Genomic DNA, 18,744 nt, shown 5'->3' with positions numbered 1-18,744 from the left:
CTTTATATACCGAGATACGCGATTTATATATAAATGTGTAGCTATGTAAGAAAGAAGTGTAGAAACAATGTTTTTATTACCTGAGCAGCAGTTGAATCGCTGTACAAGAGTTATGCAACAACGCCTATATCCGTATATAAATATTGTTTTATCGCACTGTAAAATTCGAGCATATGAGATTGCTGGAGAACCTATTTCTTCTAACGAATTCTTTTCTAAGCTAAAAAGAAACGATATTGTGTTTAGCTCATTTAATGTTCCAGGTGTTTGGGGAACAACTTGGGGTACAACATGGTTTGAAGTTACAGGGTCGATTGATTTTTCAAAGGTAAAAGGGCGCAAAGTTGAGCTAAATGTTGATTTAGGTTGGATTAGCAATCTTTTTCCTGGTTTTCAAGCTGAAGGATTAGTATATAATCTCGATGGAAGAGTTATCAAAGCTGTAAACCCTTGTAATCATTGGGTTCCATTGATTGATGAACATAATAATCGTTCTGTTAGTATTGATGAAAATGGTAATTTTACTTTATATTTAGAAGCTGCAGACAATCCATTTGTTGAAGGATCTGCTCCATTTTCTCCTACTGATTTAGGAGATTGTGCTACTGGAAAAACCGAATGCCAATATATGTTGAAGTATGTTGACGTTACCGTTTTTAATCGTAATATTTTTGATTATTATATAGATCTTGAGACTGTAAGTTCTTTGATGCGCGAATTAAATGATGATAATCCGCGTTATTGGAAATTAGCTAAAGCTTTACAGCTCTCCTTAAACGCATATGATGAGCATGATTTTTCTACTGTTCAAAATGCTCGTAAAGAGTTGTTTAATGTATTAAGTTGCCCTGCTGCAGCAAGCTCTATAAAGCATACGGCTGTCGGGCATGCTCATATTGATTCTGCTTGGCAATGGCCTGTGCGCGAGACTCATAGAAAGGTTGCACGCACAATATCTAACGTTTTAGCTCTTATGGATGAGGATCCTGATTTTACTTATGCTATGAGTTCTGCTCAACAATACGAGTGGCTAGAAAACGAGCATCCCGATTTGTTTGAGCGTATGAAAAATAGGATTAAGGAAGGACGTTTTATACCTGTCGGTGGTATGTGGGTTGAGTCCGATGTAATGATGCCATGCGGTGAATCTTTAATTCGCCAAATGACTTTTGGTAAGCGCTATTTTAAGGAGCATCTTGGTGTTGAACCTCATGGCATTTGGCTCCCAGACAGTTTTGGCTATACTGGAGCATTGCCTCAACTTGCTCGCCGCGCTGGATTTGATTGGTTTTTAACTCAAAAGATTTCTTGGAACGATACCACTAAATTCCCGCATCATTCATTCCTTTGGGAAGGAATAGACGGTTCTAGGATTTTAGCTCATTTTCCTCCATCTAATACTTATGCTTCAGCTGTGAGCATGCATGAGTTAGTTTATTCTCAACGCAATTTTTTGGATAAAGATTTATCTGATCACGCAATATTGTTATACGGTTTTGGCGATGGCGGTGGCGGACCTACTCGCGAAATGACTGCTCGTATTAGGCGTGATTGTAATTTAGAGGGTGCTCCTAGAGTTGATTTCGGCACTCCTGATGAGTTGTTTGAAAAAATACGAAAAGATATTGTTGACGATTCAAATGGTAATACACCAGTGTTTAAAGGTGAGCTTTATCTAGAGTTGCATAGGAAAACTCTTACTTCTCAGCAAGATATGAAGCGCTATTGCCGCATGGAGGAATCATTGTTGCGCGTAGCTGAATATCTTGTTGTTTTAGCTCGAGTTTATGCGCCAGAATACCGTTTTAATAGCAATGAGCTTACTAGAATTTGGAAGACTTTATTACTGAACCAGTTCCACGATATTCTTCCAGGCTCTGCTATTGCATGGGTTCATAGGCAAGCTAGAGAAGAATATGCTAGAGATATTTCTTGTTTACGTAAGATTATCTCAGATATTGCTCATGCGATTGTAAAAGCTAACAGTGCGACTGGCACTATTAGCGCGATTAGTATGCGTGAAAATGTAAAGTTATTGACTTATACAGGTAAAAATGAGGTCGCTTGGAATTTATATCAATGCAATGAAAGCGGTAAAAATAATAAAACAACTGTAAAACACAAAAATGATGGTGGAATAATTCTTAATAATAGTGTTTTAAGTGTGATTATTGAACGCGATGGCACAGTATCTTCTGTTAAAGATATTAAATTTAATCGCGAGCTAATTCCATCTGGTTATCGCATGGCGCAATACGAGATACTAAAAGATGAGCCGTATCAATGGGATGCGTGGGATGTTGATAGAGATGCATTTATGAGGAATCGTAAGATTGATGATTCCTCAATTGCTGATGTTAAAGAACTTTTATCGGGCGGTGTGTCTGTTGAAATCTTGGCATGTAAAAAAGATATAAAGATTAAAACAAATATAATTTTAGAGCCATGTGTTAAACGACTTGATTTCCATGCACAAGTTGATTGGAAAGCTAAAGAGCAATTTTTGAAAGTAGATATGCCAACATCTATATGTTCAAATAATGCGCAATATGAGTGTCAATATGGTTTAGTTGAACGTCCAATAGTAAAAAATACTCGTAGTGATGACGCAAAATTTGAATCATGCACGCATAGGTTTGTTCGTATAGAAGATTCCTCTTATGCTGTTGCAGTTGCGAATTCGTCTACTTATGGCGCTGATGCTGCTCCTATTGGCGATTATGTTTCATCTTGTGGAACTATGCTCAGATTATCTTTGCTTTCTGCGCCTCTTTACCCAGATCCAAATACGGATCAAGGTAAGCATGAATTTACTTGGTCATTTATTGCTGATGCAAATATGGATTCAGTGCTAAGTATAGCTGATTTTTTGAATTCGCCAATTATTGATAAGCTTCCAGATGTAGATCCGCTGTTTACGATTCATAGAAACTCAGGTCTAATTGCATTAGATTGGGTTAAGCTAGCTGACGATTGTTCTGGAGATATAATTTTGCGTATTTACGAGCCATGTGGTGGCTGCGCAAGTGGGCAAATAAAACTCAATAAAATCTTGCGTGCGGCTTCGATTGAAGAAGTGGATCTTATGGAAATGCCCGTGTTGCACGGTATGCCTGTAGCTTTGCACAAGAATAATGACGTGTTAAATATAGAATTACATCCTTTTCAGCTATGCTCATTGCGCATTCACATTGCATCTTAATATTGATATTTTTGTTTATATTTTGATACTTGTGATTGCACATACATTAATGATTATTGCGATTTGCAATATATTTAGCTAAAGCACATATAGGATTATCTGTATTTATATAGTTAATTTCGAGCGCATTCATTATCTGCACTATGATTGGTTGGTCAATATGCGCGCGTCTTACTATTTCTACATTCTGAAATGCAGATTCGATGCTCCCTTTGTATAGCACATTTCCATTATCAAGTATGAGAGCATTTTGACAATTTTTGTATGCAAATTCCATGTCATGGGTAATAAATAATACTGTTACATTTATCGTATGTAAATAATTAAGTATTTTTACAAGTCGCATTTTTTGTAGCTTATCCAACCCGCCAGTCACTTCATCCATAATAATAATATGTGGTTCTCTTAGCAGTGCAGATGCAATGTTAATAAATTTTCTTTCAGAGAATGACAAATTAAATGGGTTTGTATTTTCTTTATCGTTTAAACCAGTAAGATTCACAATGCGACGGTAAAGATCATTGTTTATATTCTTTATCCCATATGTAATCTCTTTATGCACAGTGCTGTTAAAAATTTGATCATTTGGATTCTGAAAAATATAACCAACGAGTGATGTAATATCGTGTTGCTTTAATGTTTTATATTGTTTTCCTTCGATAGTTATGTCACCAGAAGTTGGCTGTAATAAATTGTCTATTATTCTGGCTAAAGTGCTTTTCCCTGCTCCATTGCTACCTATTATTGCGCATACTTCACCACTTTCGAATTCTACATTTACGTGTTTTAGAATTTTGCATGATTTTTCTTGTTTATTATTGTTCTTATTTTTTATTTTTTCATTTGAAGGATATTGAAAACTTACATCGTCCAATTTAATTGCGGTGCTCATTGCATTTCTCCTTCAATAAAACTATTAATTTGCTTATATCTGTTATGTTAGGCGTTATTTGAATATCAAAATTACGTAACTTTTTTACAATTTTGACGACTTCTGGAATATCAATACAGTCAGAAGGGAAGGTTTCATCATAAAAAACATCATATTTATTCCCATAATGGGTTATAAAACCATTTTGAAGAACAATAATATTATCTGCATATTCTGCTAACAAATTTGTATCTTGTTCACTAATTATTACAGTATGTCCTTCATCTTTGTATTTTTGTAGAAAATTATAAATATTCTTAGTTTCTTTTGGATCAAGTTGTAGAGTAGGTTCGTCAAGAATTAGTATTTCTGGATTATTCACTATAACGCAAGCGATTGCAACGCGTTGAATTTGCCCGCCAGATAGGCTTAGTGGGTTTTGAAGCGCAAGCTGTTCTATGTTAAGTAATTGCATAACTTGTGTAACTCGACTCTCTATTTGTTGAGTAGGGGTGTTGCGATTTTCTAAGCTGAATGCAATTTCTTCAAATACGGTTTTTTTAATATGACTTAACTGTGAAAAAGGATCGCTAAATACAAAGCCTATGCTGCCACTTTCATCAGATTTTACTAAATCAATCGTGTTGTTTAATAGTATTTTTCCAGAATATTCTCCCTTATAGAAATGAGGAATATAACCCTTAAGAGATAAGCATAGACTTGATTTACCTGAAGCGTTAGCTCCAATTACTCCATATATTTTCCCTGATTCTATCTGTATTGTTATGTTACTTAAAGCTGGTTTTGAAGTAAGTGGATAAGTGTATGAAAAATCGCAAATATTATATGAGATAACCATAAATTACTCTTCCTAGAATAAGAAAAACTAGTGTAATTGTTCCTATTGCTAGTACTAATTTTTCGTGACCATTATGATTAACCTGTTTAATATATGTCTTTTTTTCTGAACTAAAAAAATTTCTTGAATCAAGCATCATTATGCGCTGCTCTATGTTTATTAGTGAAGTAATAAATGCTGGAAGCAAAATCGAAGTAAATGTGCCAATTCTACGTATTAAATTTCCATTAAAGTTTATTCCACGACTTTTTTGCGAGATTATGATTGCTTTAATTTGCATTTGTAAATAATCAATAGTTTGGAAAGTAGAAAGTATTATGAAATATATTTTATTGCTCATCCCAAGTTTGCTTAAAGATATTGTAATATCTTCTATATCAGTTATTTGGAAAAACCATATGACTATAGTTGATATGTTTAAGGTATTCATTCCAAGCGTTATAGAATTAGACAATGCTGTATCTGTAATTTGCAAAAAATTAAGATTTAATATTGCATTTCCTTGTCTATAGAAAGCAACTTGAAATATTGCAACAAATAATGAGAACATGGCTATACTTGCTACAAGTTTATATCCATTCTTTTTTATTCCGCATAGAATCATCAGAATAAGTAGAGCAAGAAAATAGGGGAACAATAAAAGTCGTAAATAGTATAATGTGAATGAAAAAGTATTTAATATAATGTCTACTATTATCAAATATATGGTCAATATAAATTTTGTTGTAGGATACAGCGTTACAAACGTATTTGTATTTTTTACTTGATTAATAGTATCTATATAATGCATGTGCATAATTACTTTTATCTTTGTCTGTATATAGTAGACTCGATTTAATTTTTACTATTCAGAATCTGAATTTTTTAAGTAAAGTGAACCTAATGGGAAAAGAAGCAGTAATTTATTGGGCAAGCATTTTATAACGCTTAAACATATAATGATTGTTAATATTCTATCAGCCCAAGTAAAGAATCCTTCAGCAGAGAATACAGAAATCCAAATATTCACTCCAGATGCAGTTATTAAACCCGCTATCATAGATGATCCTCCGCCAGTAAACCCGCTAAATACTATTACTACTATCGGTGCCGCAATAATAATGGATACTATTGCCATGATTATTGAAGAAATAAAAATTTTCATATAATTTGAAAACATTTTATGTTTTGCTAGAATGCCAGCGCATAAGGCCAGAGCAATATTGACCACTATAAATGGAAGCATGGTTGGCATAGTGATTGATGAAACTATTGAAGATAGCATTCCAGTTATTATTCCTACAAGTGGTCCAAAAACCATGCATGCAAATAAAGTGCCTATAGTATCAAGGAAGATAGGTAGTTTTAGTACGCCAGCTATAGTGCCAGAAATATAATTAATAGCAACACATAATGGTATTGTGACAACTGCAGCAGTAGTAAATTCTTCCTTGAATGATTTAATTATCTGTTTCATGCAACTACCTCCTATTTTATTACTACAAATATAATCTTTTCATGGATTATAAGATACCTTTATAAAGTTTGTAAATTAATATTTAGTGTTTTTGATAAATTTTCGCGAGTATATGACATATATACGGCATATACGCGCTTGCGTATATAAATAACATTTGGTTTTATAATGCTTGCAGTATGTGTTGCTTCAGCTGCACGCTAAAGTTAGTTACATCTGAAACTACAGTTTCTATTAATTGATAGGATGTTGAGAGTTTATGGAAAATAAAGGAATTTATTCTAAAAAGAAAATAATAATAGATACAGATTGTGGTTCGGATGATGCTATGGCAATCGCCATGGCTTTAAATGATCCTAGATATGAGATATTAATGTTTTGCACTGTATCAGGAAACGTGTGCATGGAACAAGCGACTATTAATACGCTTACTACTATCGAGCATGCTGGTTCATATGAGCCACCTGTATATAAAGGAAGCAGAAGCATGCTGTTACGCGATTTGGCTTATGCTCATGAAACTCATGGTAGAGATGGAATGGGTGATATTGGTCTAGTTCCTCATCGTTTGAAAGAAAGTAATGGTAATGCTGTTTTGAAAATGATCGAAACTTTGAGAAACAGTGAAGATGGTGAAATAGATATTATTGCATTAGGACCATTAACTAACATTGCTCTAGCTATTAAGGTTGATTATGAAGCGATGAAAAAAGTTGGTCGCATAGTCGTTATGGGATCTGCTGGTTTAGGTCGTGGAAATGTTTCTCCTGTAGCAGAATTTAATATTTGGCAAGATGCAGAAGCTGCAAAGATATTAGTTGATTCTGGTCTTAAAAATATTATGTTTGTTGGATGGGACGCATGCTTGGGAGAATGTATGCTGAATCCACAAGAAATTGCTAATATTCGCAAAAGTGGAGAACTCGGTAAGTTTGTCATTGATTGTAATAGGGAATTAATGGAAATGAATGTTAGCCGTTTTGGGGATGCTTATCTAGATATGGCTGATCCATCTGCTGTTGCCGCTGCGTTATATCCTGAATGTATAAGCGAGTGCACAAAATATTATTGCCAAGTTGATGCAACTCCTGGACCAAGTTATGGCTCAGTTCTTGTTGATGCTAATTTCTTCTCTGGTAAAACTCCGAATGTTGAAATATGTAGTAGGCTTAATCCCGAAAAATATAAAAATTACATTTATCGTACTTTGCATGTTGTAGATTAGCAAAATTTATTTTTACCAACATGCTTTCTATATTGAAATAACATTTAAATACGACCGGGTTTGTTTATGGTTGTTCACAAACTTTCTCGGTCGTATTTATATTTAATGCGTATAAATTAATGCGTATATTTTTTCAGTATAAATATATTTTAGTTACTAAAGTCAATATCGCCGAGTTTTTCAATAAGCTTCATATTCTCGCTGTAATCAACTGGGCAGGAAATCACATCGACACCGTTTTTCTGATCCAGTGCTTCACGCAGCATGTTGTACAAATCCTCCGGCTTTTTAACAGCATGACCGCGCGCGCCAAAGCTTTCAGCTAGTTTTGGCACATCCGGATTATGGAAATCAACGTATTCGTGCTCGCCTGCATGAAGTTCCATCTTCCACTTAATTAAGCCATAAGCGTTATCTTCCCAAACAAGAACTACCATTCGGCTGCCAACGCGCACTGCAGTTTCAATTTCCTGCACGTTCATCATAAAGCTTCCGTCGCCCATCACAGCCAAAACCGGTTTCGTGTTAATTTTGCCGGAATTATCGCGAATAAACGAAGCTCCAACAGCTCCCGGAAGCGTCCAAGCCATAGTTGAAAGACTGTTGTCGATTATGCAAGTATTCGGGTGCATAGTTGGGTACAAGCGTGCCATCCACATTTTCAAAGCGCCTGTATCTACAAGTACCTTCGTGCCTTCAGGAACAGCGCGGCGAATATCGTAAACTACGCGCTGCGGTTTCATTGGCATGCTTTCGTCGTTTTCGCAAGAATGTAATTCTTCCGTAAGCAGTTGTCGAATACGTGGGTGGCTTACGTCGAAAGTGATGTTGCGTGTCTTTAATACTTCTGTAAGAGTTTTAAGCGTTTGGCCAATATTCGCCATAATATTCAGCGCAGTAGGGTAGTGCGCGTCGGTATCTTCCACAAAAGTATTGATGTGAATAATAGTTTTATCAATATTTGGGTTGATTTTCTTCGGGTCGAACTGCTGAATTGAGAAGCCGACAGCAATAATCAAATCAGCAGTATCAAACGCGAAGTTCTCGTAATCGCGATGCATGAAGCCGACTACGCCAAGTGCATTCGGATGATTATCTGGGAAAACGCCCTTACCTTCGAAAGTAGTTGCAACTGGCACATTAAGCTGCTCAGCAAAAGCAAGAAGCTGAGCCTCAGCGTGAGAGCGCGCAACGCCGTTTCCAGCCAAAATAATAGGTTGCTTTGCTTGACTAATAATTTTCGCAGCTTCTTCAATAGTGTCCGGCGCTGGCATAATATGCAGCGGATGCGGAAGTGGAAGAGGCTTTGCGTTGTCAGGTGCTGGCATTTCGCTAATATCTTCCGGAATAACAAGGCACGTGGCTCCCGGACGGTTGCGACCGGCAATAGAGAAAGCTTTTCGAACCATTTCCGGCGCAGATTCTGGAGCAAGCATCATAGAAGACCATTGCGTAATTGGCTGGAAGAGCGCAACCAAATCAATAATTTGGTGAGATTCCTTATAAAGCCTAGAAACATTACCTTGTGCGCAAATCGCTACAAGCGGTGTAGTGCTTGCGTTTGCTTGAGCTACAGGAAGCGTTAAATTCAATGCGCCAGGACCTAGAGTTGCCAAGCATACGCCCGGTTTTCCAGTAATATGAGCGTATGTTGCTGCCATAAAACCAGCGCCCTGCTCGTGGCGAGTAAGCACAAAACGAATTCGTCCATCGCGCTCAATTGCTTCAAGAAGCGGAATATTTTCCTCACCTGGAATACCGAATACTACTTCAACGCCTTCGTTTACCAAGCATTCAACAACTAAATCTGCAGTATTGCGCTTGTGGTTTTCACGAAGATGCTTTTGACGAGCAAGTTTTTGTTCAAGCTTCTGATCTTCTGTTTTGTTTATTTCTGCCATAATTCGCTTCTTGTGTAGACAACAAATTCTTTGTTTTAATATGATATACGCAATCTTGTCTTTAAACGCAATTTTTGCAATGCGCGTGTCATAAAAAAGGGCGGAATTTTATGGTAGCTACTTTAGGCTAAATCACGCTATTAATAGTTGCTAATTTATTGTTATTGCAACGATTTTGTCGGGAATTTAACCCGATTGTAGGACTGGGTTTCTAGTACAATAGAACCATTGTGTCTATTGCGTTACGGAGGAATGATGAAGCGCTGGCTGTTGAATCTGGTCAAGTGTGAAACCATTCTTATTGTTGCCGCAATTTTAGCGGTTATTTCTTGTTTTTTTGTACCTCTAGATCCGCAATATTTGAGTTATATTCATGTCAACACTATTTCGCAATTAGTGTGTCTTATGATGGTTGTGTGCGGATTCCAGCGCATTGGTGTGTTTCGATCTATTGGTGCGCGTTTGCTAAGGCATGTGCGCACTGAGCGCGGCTTGGTGCTCGTGCTTATGTCGTTAACATTCTTTTCAGCAATGTGGATCACGAACGACGTTGCTTTGGTTACTTTTGTGCCTTTTGCGCTATCTGTGCTCGTAATGGCGAATGCTGAAAAGCAGTCAATTCTTGTAATTACGCTTATGACCATTGGTGCCAATGTTGGAAGTATGCTCACTCCTATTGGCAATGCTCACAATCTGTATTTAAAGGCGTTGACTCATATGTCTACGCAAGATTTTTTGAAGATTATGGCTCCTTATACGATTACAGCAGCACTGTTGATGATCGTATTTGCATTCGTATTCTTTAAGTCGCGCACAGTTGACCAGTTTGCAGGTTTGCATGGTGACGATATTGAACAAAGCGTGTTGGCTCCTTCGCATGGTCATCCGCAGCCTGATGAAATTCGTGTTATGGGTTACGGCATGAATTTTACTCGCTGGCGTGTTGCTGTTTATAGTTTGCTGTTTGTCGTTTGCTTGTGTGGTGTTAGTGGATGGATTCCTGACTGGATTATGGTGCTTATTATGGTTGCAGCTTTTCTTGTTTGCGACCGCCACGTATTCCGTGTTTTAGATTGGGCTTTGCCACTCACGTTTATTATGTTCTTTGTTTTTATTGGCAATATGCGCCGAGTTTCTGGATTTAGCGATCTTGCGCAAATGTGGGTTGGTGCGCATCCGATGGAAGTTTCTATTGCTTCAAGCCAATTTATTAGTAATGTACCAACGACGATTCTGCTTTCTGGATTCTGTGATCAGTGGAAGCTTCTTATTATTGGCACGAATCTTGGTGGAATGGGTACTTTGATTGCTTCTATGGCTTCGCTTATTTCTTATAAGGGAATTACACACCAGTATTCGCATTACCGTGGGCGTTATTTGCTCACGTATACTATTGTCAATGTGTTCTTCCTTGCAGTGTTGATGTCACTTGCGTGGATTATTGAATAACAATTTTTATATAAACGTTTGATATTTATAATTTTATGGCGCGTTGATAACAGTTTTTTGGTATAATAACCATTTGTTTGCCTCTGTAGCTCAAAGGATAGAGCAACGGCCTTCTAATCCGTTGGTTGCGCGTTCGAGTCGCGTCGGGGGCACGATGAAATCTTGAAATAGCATAGTGTATTTCAAGATTTTTCAGAGTGCCGAGCTTGCTTATGGTTGAAAGCACTGTGTGCTTTCAACGCAAGCTTAGTCTGCCTTATCGGACATTTTGTGGAACATTTGCCGGGGATTTTCCGACATTTTTCTTTACAACGCTGTAAAGTTTCTGTCGCTTTTCGCAGATTTGGAAAACATTTTTCCTAGCGGCGAATGTGCAGAAAACAGATTCGATTACAGCAAAACGCTTGCATTACAAGGTCTAAGACAAGATTTTTTACACACCTTTGGTTTATAACCGAGCTTGGGCTATAACTCCAAAAGTGTGTAAAGCTGAGCTTCTAGATATTCTGTGTTATAAGGCACAGCCCAAACATTGTTGTAATACATATATAAATATATAAACTTTTGCGAAAAATAAAGTAGTGAGTATAATTCACGTTTTAGATATGTAACATTGAAGTTTTTATAGATTTTGTATTCTTCATAAAAATTAAAATATTTAGATTATTGTCAAAATTTTCTCAAAGGAGATTGTGATGGTGAATGATATCGTATTTGAAGATAGTAATAAAAAAGATAAAGAAGAATTGCTTGATTGTTTGATGAAAGAAAGAGGTTTATTTTTTACTGGATCAGGAATCAGCATTGAATCTGGGGTTGCAAAAGTTGATGATGTCTTACAACATACTTGTGATAAATTCTTGATGGAATTTGATAAATGTGGTTGGTGTGTCCCACAAAAAGAAATGTCTCGTAAAGATTATATTTGTGAAATAGTTCAACCAGAGCTATTTTATTCAGTACTACTGGAATGTACAGGGGATGACCGTGTTTTAGAGATGTGGAATTGTCTTAAAAAAGATCATTTCACGAAGGACTATGAACCGCAACCAAATATAATACATTATTTCATAGTAGCTTATTCATATTTTGCAAAGGTTCCAATTTTTACCATGAATTATGATAAAATGTTCGAATCATCTTGCGAAAAGCTTAGACTGCCCCATCTTGTTTATGTTGATTGTCCAACTGATGAATCACTTGAATCACAAGTAGTAATCTGTAAATTGCATGGAAATTTAAGAGAAAATTCAGGGAATGCAGTAACAAGAGATGATATTGCAACAACAATGCCAGGTATTTCCAAAAAAAGCGATTTTGCAGATTATGTAAAAAGTAATATTAAGACGCATGACGTGTGTATTTGGGGATATAGCGGAAGAGATGTGGATTATTTTCCGATTTTGCGAAATAGTCATTATGAGGACAGAAAATTTTTCTGGACGGTTGGAAATCCTAAAGAATCTGAAATTGATAAGCTAACAGAAGAAAATGCTTCATCATTGCATAATGTAGTCAAGATAACAGGATATCCATCCAATATGAAAGATGAGTTGATGAATGTGTTATCAACTTTTGATGGCGGCAGTGATATTGTTGATCATATTCGTGAACTAACTAAGGACAGCTCAGTTTCTACAGAAGAAAAAGAAAAATTTTTAAAAGAAATTGAGTCAAACATTGATGCGAAAAATATATCTTTTAATAAAGAAATATTCTGGATGTTGCTTTTGCAAAGAACTGGGCAAAATAAAGATTTGAAATGTATGATTGAAAAGTTGTCTGAAAAATACGATGATGATGATTGTAATTCATTAACTAGTAAAGAAAGAATTATATTGCTAAAAGCGAGGATTTCCCTTGCAAGAGAAAGTGCGGATTTTGATAAATATCGTCAACTTGCGAAAGAACTAAAGAAAACAGCAAAGAAATACGGATTGTCATCTATAGACAGGCGCCAATATTTAGCAGATTCAAAAATCGAATATGTGTCTTCGTTGCAAATGCGTGTTCCATCGAGCCTTTCTTTAAAAGTTCCGTTATTAAGAAGAAAATACGGTTTATTGCTTTTAGTTAGGATTCGTTTTGCACTTGTGAATAGCATGTTTATTCGTGATGAAGAATTGTATAAGAGTAACGAAGTCATTGCACAAGAATGTGAACTTAGGTCTTTGGCAATAGACTGTAAAATTCCATTTTTAAAGAAACGTGCAAAAAGAAAACTTAGAAGTTTATTGGCAAGAGCTAAGGCTATAGGTAATCACGCAACAATAATTGGAGCTTGTAAGTATCTCTGCAGATTATATCCATACAATAAAGATGAGTATGAGCACATGGTTAAAATCGTTGGAACTATAGGAAGTGATTTGAGTGCATTGTCTATCATTTATAGGGATGAAGATGTCAATAAATCTTTAGAAGAAGCTAAGAAAAATGATAATACTTTGAACATCGTGAAAGCTATTTTTAAAAAGAAGTCTCTTATAAATGATTGTACGGATTTGACAATTAGTGATGAAGAAAAAGAATTGCTATTTAATTCCATCAAAAAGATTACTCCAAAAAGTTTGAAGAAAACGCTTTTGCGCATAGGAAAACGAGAGGGTTTATTTTTAAAAAATAGCAAGTAAAAGTCATATACAAAATTTAAGTTGAATGCAACAGAATATAATAAGCTACAAAAGCATAGTTTCAATAAAATTGAGGATTATTTGTTTATTAATAAAATTAAAAAATGAATATGTGGAATAAAGGGTGATGTGAGAGTACTCATCTGCGCCAGTAACGAAAGAACGTAAAAATACGTTATTCGCGCAGAACGTAATCTGCAGGAGTAACGAAAGAACGGTATTGAGTGTTACTTGTGCAGTACGCTGACTGCGTCAGTAACGAAAAAAACGTCATTGAGCGTTACTAGCGCAGAAACCAACCTGTACGCGTCTTAAAGACGCGTACAGGTTACTTATCTTCTTCGCGGCAGCTTTCGCATAAGCCAAATACTTCTAGCGTATGATCCACCACAGTGTACCCGTGAGATTCAGCTACTTTATGAATCCATCCTTCGTCGTCAGGTGGCTCAATGTCGACGGTTTTTCCGCAACGTTCGCACACTAAATGATGGTGATGAGTATTTTCATCGCAAATACGGAATAATTGCTGTCCATTAAAGCGCACGGTATCTACTTCGCCGCTTTGAGTTAAAGAATTAAGTTGACGATACACTGTTGCTAAGCCAATAATCTCCCCGTCTTTGGCGAGTATTCGGTGCAAATCTTGTGCAGAAACAAAATTACGAGACTCGCGTAAGTAGGAGAGTACTATTTCTTTTTGTTTTGTATGTCTACGCATAGGCTCACTAGACATCTCGCATCCTTTCGTCGTTTTTAGTCTAGCTCGTCGTCCCAGCAGCCTGTTGCATCTAATGCGGCAGCAGCGTCAACAGGATTATCGCATAGCACAGTAATATGACCCATTTTGCGATTCTTACGAACTTCAGCTTTTCCATAATCATGTATATGCCATTCTGGATGTTCCAAAATCAGCGAACGTGTAGGAGCCACATGTTGCCCAAGAACATTTACCATAACAGCAGGGGAAAGTAGCTTAGGCTTCTTTAAAGGCCAACCAACAATACCGCGAATATGTGCTTCAAATTGATCCATATCGCAAGCTTCAATCGTATAATGCCCGGAATTGTGAGGGCGAGGAGCAAGTTCGTTTACTACTACGCGATTATCTTTAGTGATGAAAAGCTCGATTCCTAATGTTCCTGCTAGTTCGAATCCTTTAGCTAAGCGCAAAGCTAATTCGTGAGCTGTTTTTTCAACTTCAGGATCAACTACTGCAGGAGCTAAAGTCATGTGCAAAATACTATTGTGATGCACGTTTTTTACTAGAGGATAAGTTACGAAATCCTTACCATTTCCAGAAACCAGGATTGATGCTTCAAAAGCAAAATCGACGAAACCCTCGAGAATTGAAGGAGGGAATTTTCCTCCGCGATCCGAGCGATGGTGAATGTTAGCAACGTCTTCTTCTGTGCGCAAAACATCTTGACCATGACCGTCGTAGCCGCCGCGACGAGTTTTAAGAATTGCTGGCAAGCCTATTTCGTCAATAGCAGCATCTAAGTCGTCCAAATTATTTACTTCACGCCACGGAGCTGTTTCGATTTTATGACTATTAATGAACGTTTTTTCACTGACGCGATCTTGAGTTACGCGTAACAGGTCAGTTCCTTGTGGGATTGCGGTTAAATGACGAACTTTATCAAGTGCGTCTGCGTTAACATTTTCAAATTCGTAGGTTAATACATCGCAACGTTCAGCAAGCTCACGCAAGCCTTCAGGATCGTCGTAATTAGCTTCAACTTGCAAATCTGCTACTTGGAACACAGGGCAGTCAAGCGTAGGGTCAAGAACACCAATACGAAAACCCATATGGCGAGCTGCAATAGCCATCATGCGCCCTAACTGGCCGCCGCCAATAATTCCAATAGTGGATCCTGGCATTAAACGTTCAACAGCGCCATTAGTTACTTCAGATAAGGTTGGCATTTGATTCCTCGACTTTTTCTTTTAGTTCATTGCGATATTCTGCTAGTTCTTTAGCAAGACGATTATCAGTTGTACTTAAAATGCTTACAGCAAGCAATCCAGCATTTGTCGCACCAGAGTTTCCAACTGCAGTAGTTGCAACAGGAATACCTCCTGGCATTTGTACTATTGAAAGCAATGAATCCCAGCCTGATAGCGCATGCGAGCGTACTGGCACTCCAATAACAGGAAGCGTGGTTTGTGCCGCAATCATGCCAGGCAAGTGGGCGGCTCCGCCGGCTCCAGCAATAATAATGTGGAAACCGTTTGAGCGAGCATTATGCGCAAAATCTGCCATTAATTCCGGTGTACGATGTGCGGAAATAACTCGTTTCATATACGGAACTTGGAACTTATCTAGAATTTCACAAGCATGACGCATGGTTTCCCAATCACTTGAGGATCCCATTACGACAGCGACGGTTGGCTTTACTTCTGACACGATGAACCTCCCTGACGTGCACTTGTTACTTTACGCAACACTAGGGAGAACTCGCCGAAGTTTATCTAAAACTTAACAAATTATTTGTTCGCTTCATTGCTTTTTGGTCGCAACGATTTTACCATTTCTAGTATTTGTTTAGGATTAGCTTCCGGTAAATAGGCGTGAGTTACAGCTAGTGAAATCTGAGCTAATTTTGCAGAATCCATATAGCAAACATATACGGAACTTGCGGATGGCTGGAATTTTTTCTTGAAGAAATATAGCGATTTGAACCCATAAGCTGGTTCCAAAATGTCAGACATCATTTCTAGCGCATGATTAATAACGTTAGAAGATTTTTGACCATTTTCGTTCAATATGTCTTCGTTTATGCCAGCTAGAGGTGCTGCAGAAAGGCTCATAAATTCTACAGAACAGTCTGGGTTTTCTAATCCTTCATCTCTTAAACGTTCTGCCATTCTAGCAATTAATAATTCCATAATCCCATTAGGACTATCTGTGCGGTGACGCATAAAATCAAGTGTCCAACCAATAATTCGATTATTTCTATACGTTGGCATCCAGCTTGTTACTCCAAGTACTCTGCCGTCTTCATTAATAGCGTATAAAATTTTGACGCGGCTATCTTGAAGTTCGTCAAGTCCTCCGAGAGTAAATTTCATTTCTGGAAGAGCTTTTAACTCTGCCCATTCTTCTGAAATTTCTACAATTTGTTGCCGTACGTCCCAAGAGGCTTCGTTATAAGTTGTAAGTACGTCGGCAATTCCATCTCGTTTTGCTTTGTTTATAGCTGTACGAATATCTTGCCATTTTTTCCCTCGCGTCTGCCAAGTATTAGGGTCTACTAGCATGTCTGTTCCGACTTTAATAGAAGTAAATCCAAGTTTTTCTAGTTCTTGACGCGTTTTATCGTGCACAGCATAGAATGCTGGAGACCACGAATTTTGTTCGCAGAATTTAATAAATCCTCGAATATCTTGTGAATACTCTTTTTCATCTCCAAAAGGCTCTGTAAGAGTGAGCGCAATACCGTAATTTAGTCTATAGGCAATTGCAGATTGCCCGCTTTGAGAGAACCAATAATGGTTATTCGCCCAAGTCGTCATAAAGCTCATTGTGTTTCCACCAAGTTCTACTAATGAGCTTGCTTTTTTTCTATCGTTTTCGCTTGTAGAGATGCTGCTGCGGAACCACGTAAAGCAGACAATAAACAATATTGTCCAGAATATCACGCCCACGCTTTGTGCTAGTAAAGAAGATAGGGGTGTTTCAGTGCGAAGCATTGCGTTAGATCTGTTTCCAAATCCCATAGGCATCCAGCGCCCTGGTAAATCTCGCAATAAGTGGTAAATATCAGCAGATGGAGTAAATTCTTCAGGTATCATAAGACCAAAAGCAACATATCCAGCACCAGTTATATACAATGCTATAAAAATTGCTATTAGTCCCAAACGTGCCTGTAGTTTGCTCGTATGAACAGAAAAATGCTTTAAATTAATTATCAACAAAATAGTAAGCAATAATGGTGGGAGAGCGGTAAGCATAAAAGCAACAGCAACAGCATTATGTTGATGTTCCAAAATATTTTGTTTTGTGGCAATTAAAGGCAAAACAGTGAAATACATTCCTGCATATAGCACAGTCAGTGCGTTTATAAATATAGAAGTTAATGCAGCTAGTCTACGCCCTCGTAACATTCCCCACGCAATAATCATCAGTGTGATGCTTGGTAATAGAATGCGAATCCATAATTCGCCAATTGCAGCGTGATGTAGACCTGAATGAAGAAAACAATTATTTGTGCTGTAATTTGTCATGCATCGCGTAAGCCATGTCTTAGAGCCTAGTTGCGGTGACATAAACAAACCAAGAGTAGTAAGAATTCCTGCGTGAGAGCGTGAAGATAATGCCAACACTGGACCTAATGCAATAATGCTCTGAGCTACTGCAAAAAGCCTACGAATTTCGTAATCTGTACCTTCCCACCAGTTTACACTTCGTCTAACGCCTTTTGTTTTGCTCATAATATTGCCGATGATGTGTCCTGTAAGGGCTGCAATAATAGTGCAATAATCGCCTGGATTTCCACTATAAAGAAGCATTGCTGAAGTAGTAGCGTATCCAATTACTAAAGTTCTTCTGCGCCACAAAATAGATTCGTAAGATGCAGAAGCCATAAAAGCGCCAATAAACAGTGTGAATGGAGATAGTCGAATAGGAATCTTGGTAATCCAATGCATGTTTCGAATAATGATTGAAAGATTACCTATGATTGTTAATCCTACAATTATGCCAACAAGTGTGCTAAATATTGCAATATAAATAATATTAAGTCTACTTATACGAGTTTCTGCAACGCCAATAAGTACGGCAACAAGTAAACAATTAACCATAAGAGATGGCATATTATTTACGAAAATAAGCGAATGGCACACTTTTATCAGCAGCTCTGTGACGTTTCCGTGCCCGAAGAATAGGCTTGGACCTTTTGAACGATGATGTCGCATAAACAATTGTGCAAGAGTAGCGCTTGTGCCATAAGTATAAAAATGCATAAGTGCTAATACGAGCCAGTGTATGCAATTTATAACAATAAAAATGCATGTAAGCGTTAATGCAAAAACTTTATGTTGCATCCAGGTTATGAAATCGTGCATCAATATTTTTGTATGCCGAATTGCTGAATGTTTAGAATCAGAATCATTTTTCTTACAACGTTTATGAAAGAAAGACAGCATCAT

General features: G+C 37.3%; 13 protein-coding genes and 1 tRNA gene. 5 read left to right on the top strand and 9 right to left on the bottom strand.

What is annotated here, in order from left to right; translation table 11 throughout:
• Nucleotides 1-67 precede the first annotated feature (67 nt).
• Complete coding sequence (locus P0108_RS04720) at nt 68-3,202, top strand: alpha-mannosidase (protein ID WP_162863112.1); 3,135 nt, start codon at nt 68-70, stop codon at nt 3,200-3,202.
• Between the two features lie 46 nt (nt 3,203-3,248).
• On the opposite strand, the gene P0108_RS04715 is transcribed toward P0108_RS04720, so the two are convergent.
• Genes P0108_RS04715 through P0108_RS04700 form a run of 4 tightly spaced genes read right to left on the bottom strand, consistent with a single transcriptional unit; the run spans nt 3,249 to nt 6,388 of the window.
• Entirely contained in the window at nt 3,249-4,094 is an 846-nt protein-coding gene (locus P0108_RS04715) for an energy-coupling factor ABC transporter ATP-binding protein (protein WP_012914363.1), read from the bottom strand.
• Nucleotides 4,078-4,932 carry an energy-coupling factor ABC transporter ATP-binding protein gene (locus P0108_RS04710; RefSeq protein WP_041160522.1) on the bottom strand — a complete coding sequence of 285 codons (855 nt, stop codon included), beginning with the start codon at nt 4,930-4,932 and terminating at the stop codon, nt 4,078-4,080. Before P0108_RS04710 ends, P0108_RS04715 begins: the two co-directional genes overlap by 17 nt.
• Nucleotides 4,916-5,722: an energy-coupling factor transporter transmembrane component T gene (locus P0108_RS04705; RefSeq protein ID WP_473730806.1), complete on the bottom strand. Its 807-nt coding sequence runs from the start codon at nt 5,720-5,722 to the stop codon at nt 4,916-4,918. The genes P0108_RS04710 and P0108_RS04705 overlap by 17 nt, the downstream gene beginning before the upstream one ends.
• 54 nt (nt 5,723-5,776) lie before the next feature.
• Nucleotides 5,777-6,388, bottom strand: a complete 612-nt coding sequence (locus P0108_RS04700) for an ECF transporter S component (protein WP_012914361.1) — start codon at nt 6,386-6,388, stop codon at nt 5,777-5,779.
• 259 nt (nt 6,389-6,647) lie between these two features.
• Between P0108_RS04700 and P0108_RS04695 the strand changes: the two genes are divergently transcribed.
• Complete coding sequence (locus P0108_RS04695; protein ID WP_012914360.1) at nt 6,648-7,613, top strand: nucleoside hydrolase; 966 nt, start codon at nt 6,648-6,650, stop codon at nt 7,611-7,613.
• A 149-nt stretch (nt 7,614-7,762) separates the two neighbouring features.
• On the opposite strand, the gene P0108_RS04690 is transcribed toward P0108_RS04695, so the two are convergent.
• Nucleotides 7,763-9,514 (bottom strand): acetolactate synthase large subunit, encoded by a 1,752-nt coding sequence (locus P0108_RS04690; protein WP_174182542.1) that lies wholly within the window; start codon nt 9,512-9,514, stop codon nt 7,763-7,765.
• A gap of 255 nt (nt 9,515-9,769) precedes the next feature.
• Between P0108_RS04690 and P0108_RS04685 the strand changes: the two genes are divergently transcribed.
• The 3 genes from P0108_RS04685 to P0108_RS04675 all read left to right on the top strand — a co-directional run bounded on the left by P0108_RS04685 (nt 9,770) and on the right by P0108_RS04675 (nt 13,593).
• A complete protein-coding gene (locus P0108_RS04685; RefSeq protein WP_033888456.1) occupies nt 9,770-10,963 on the top strand; it encodes an SLC13 family permease in 1,194 nt (397 codons plus the stop codon).
• Nucleotides 10,964-11,042: 79 nt separating this feature from the next.
• Nucleotides 11,043-11,115 (top strand) — tRNA-Arg (locus P0108_RS04680).
• 543 nt (nt 11,116-11,658) lie between these two features.
• Complete coding sequence (locus P0108_RS04675) at nt 11,659-13,593, top strand: SIR2 family protein (RefSeq protein ID WP_473730805.1); 1,935 nt, start codon at nt 11,659-11,661, stop codon at nt 13,591-13,593.
• A 328-nt stretch (nt 13,594-13,921) separates the two neighbouring features.
• On the opposite strand, the gene P0108_RS04670 is transcribed toward P0108_RS04675, so the two are convergent.
• The 4 genes from P0108_RS04670 to P0108_RS04655 form a co-directional block, all read right to left on the bottom strand.
• On the bottom strand, nt 13,922-14,326 hold the full coding sequence (locus P0108_RS04670; RefSeq protein ID WP_004106002.1) for a Fur family transcriptional regulator: 405 nt from the start codon (nt 14,324-14,326) through the stop codon (nt 13,922-13,924).
• Between the two features lie 20 nt (nt 14,327-14,346).
• Entirely contained in the window at nt 14,347-15,519 is a 1,173-nt protein-coding gene (gene purK / locus P0108_RS04665) for a 5-(carboxyamino)imidazole ribonucleotide synthase (RefSeq protein ID WP_004108378.1), read from the bottom strand.
• Nucleotides 15,503-15,967 carry a 5-(carboxyamino)imidazole ribonucleotide mutase gene (gene purE / locus P0108_RS04660; RefSeq protein WP_004108375.1) on the bottom strand — a complete coding sequence of 155 codons (465 nt, stop codon included), beginning with the start codon at nt 15,965-15,967 and terminating at the stop codon, nt 15,503-15,505. The genes purK and purE overlap by 17 nt, the downstream gene beginning before the upstream one ends.
• A 113-nt stretch (nt 15,968-16,080) precedes the next feature.
• Nucleotides 16,081-18,744, bottom strand: coding sequence for a bifunctional lysylphosphatidylglycerol flippase/synthetase MprF (locus tag P0108_RS04655; RefSeq protein WP_102703188.1), 2,664 nt, complete (start codon nt 18,742-18,744; stop codon nt 16,081-16,083).

It is taken from the genome of Gardnerella sp. c10Ua_244, from assembly GCF_055818055.1.
The sequence above is the reverse complement of the archived record's forward strand: the minus strand, read 5'-3'. Positions and strand labels throughout refer to the sequence as shown.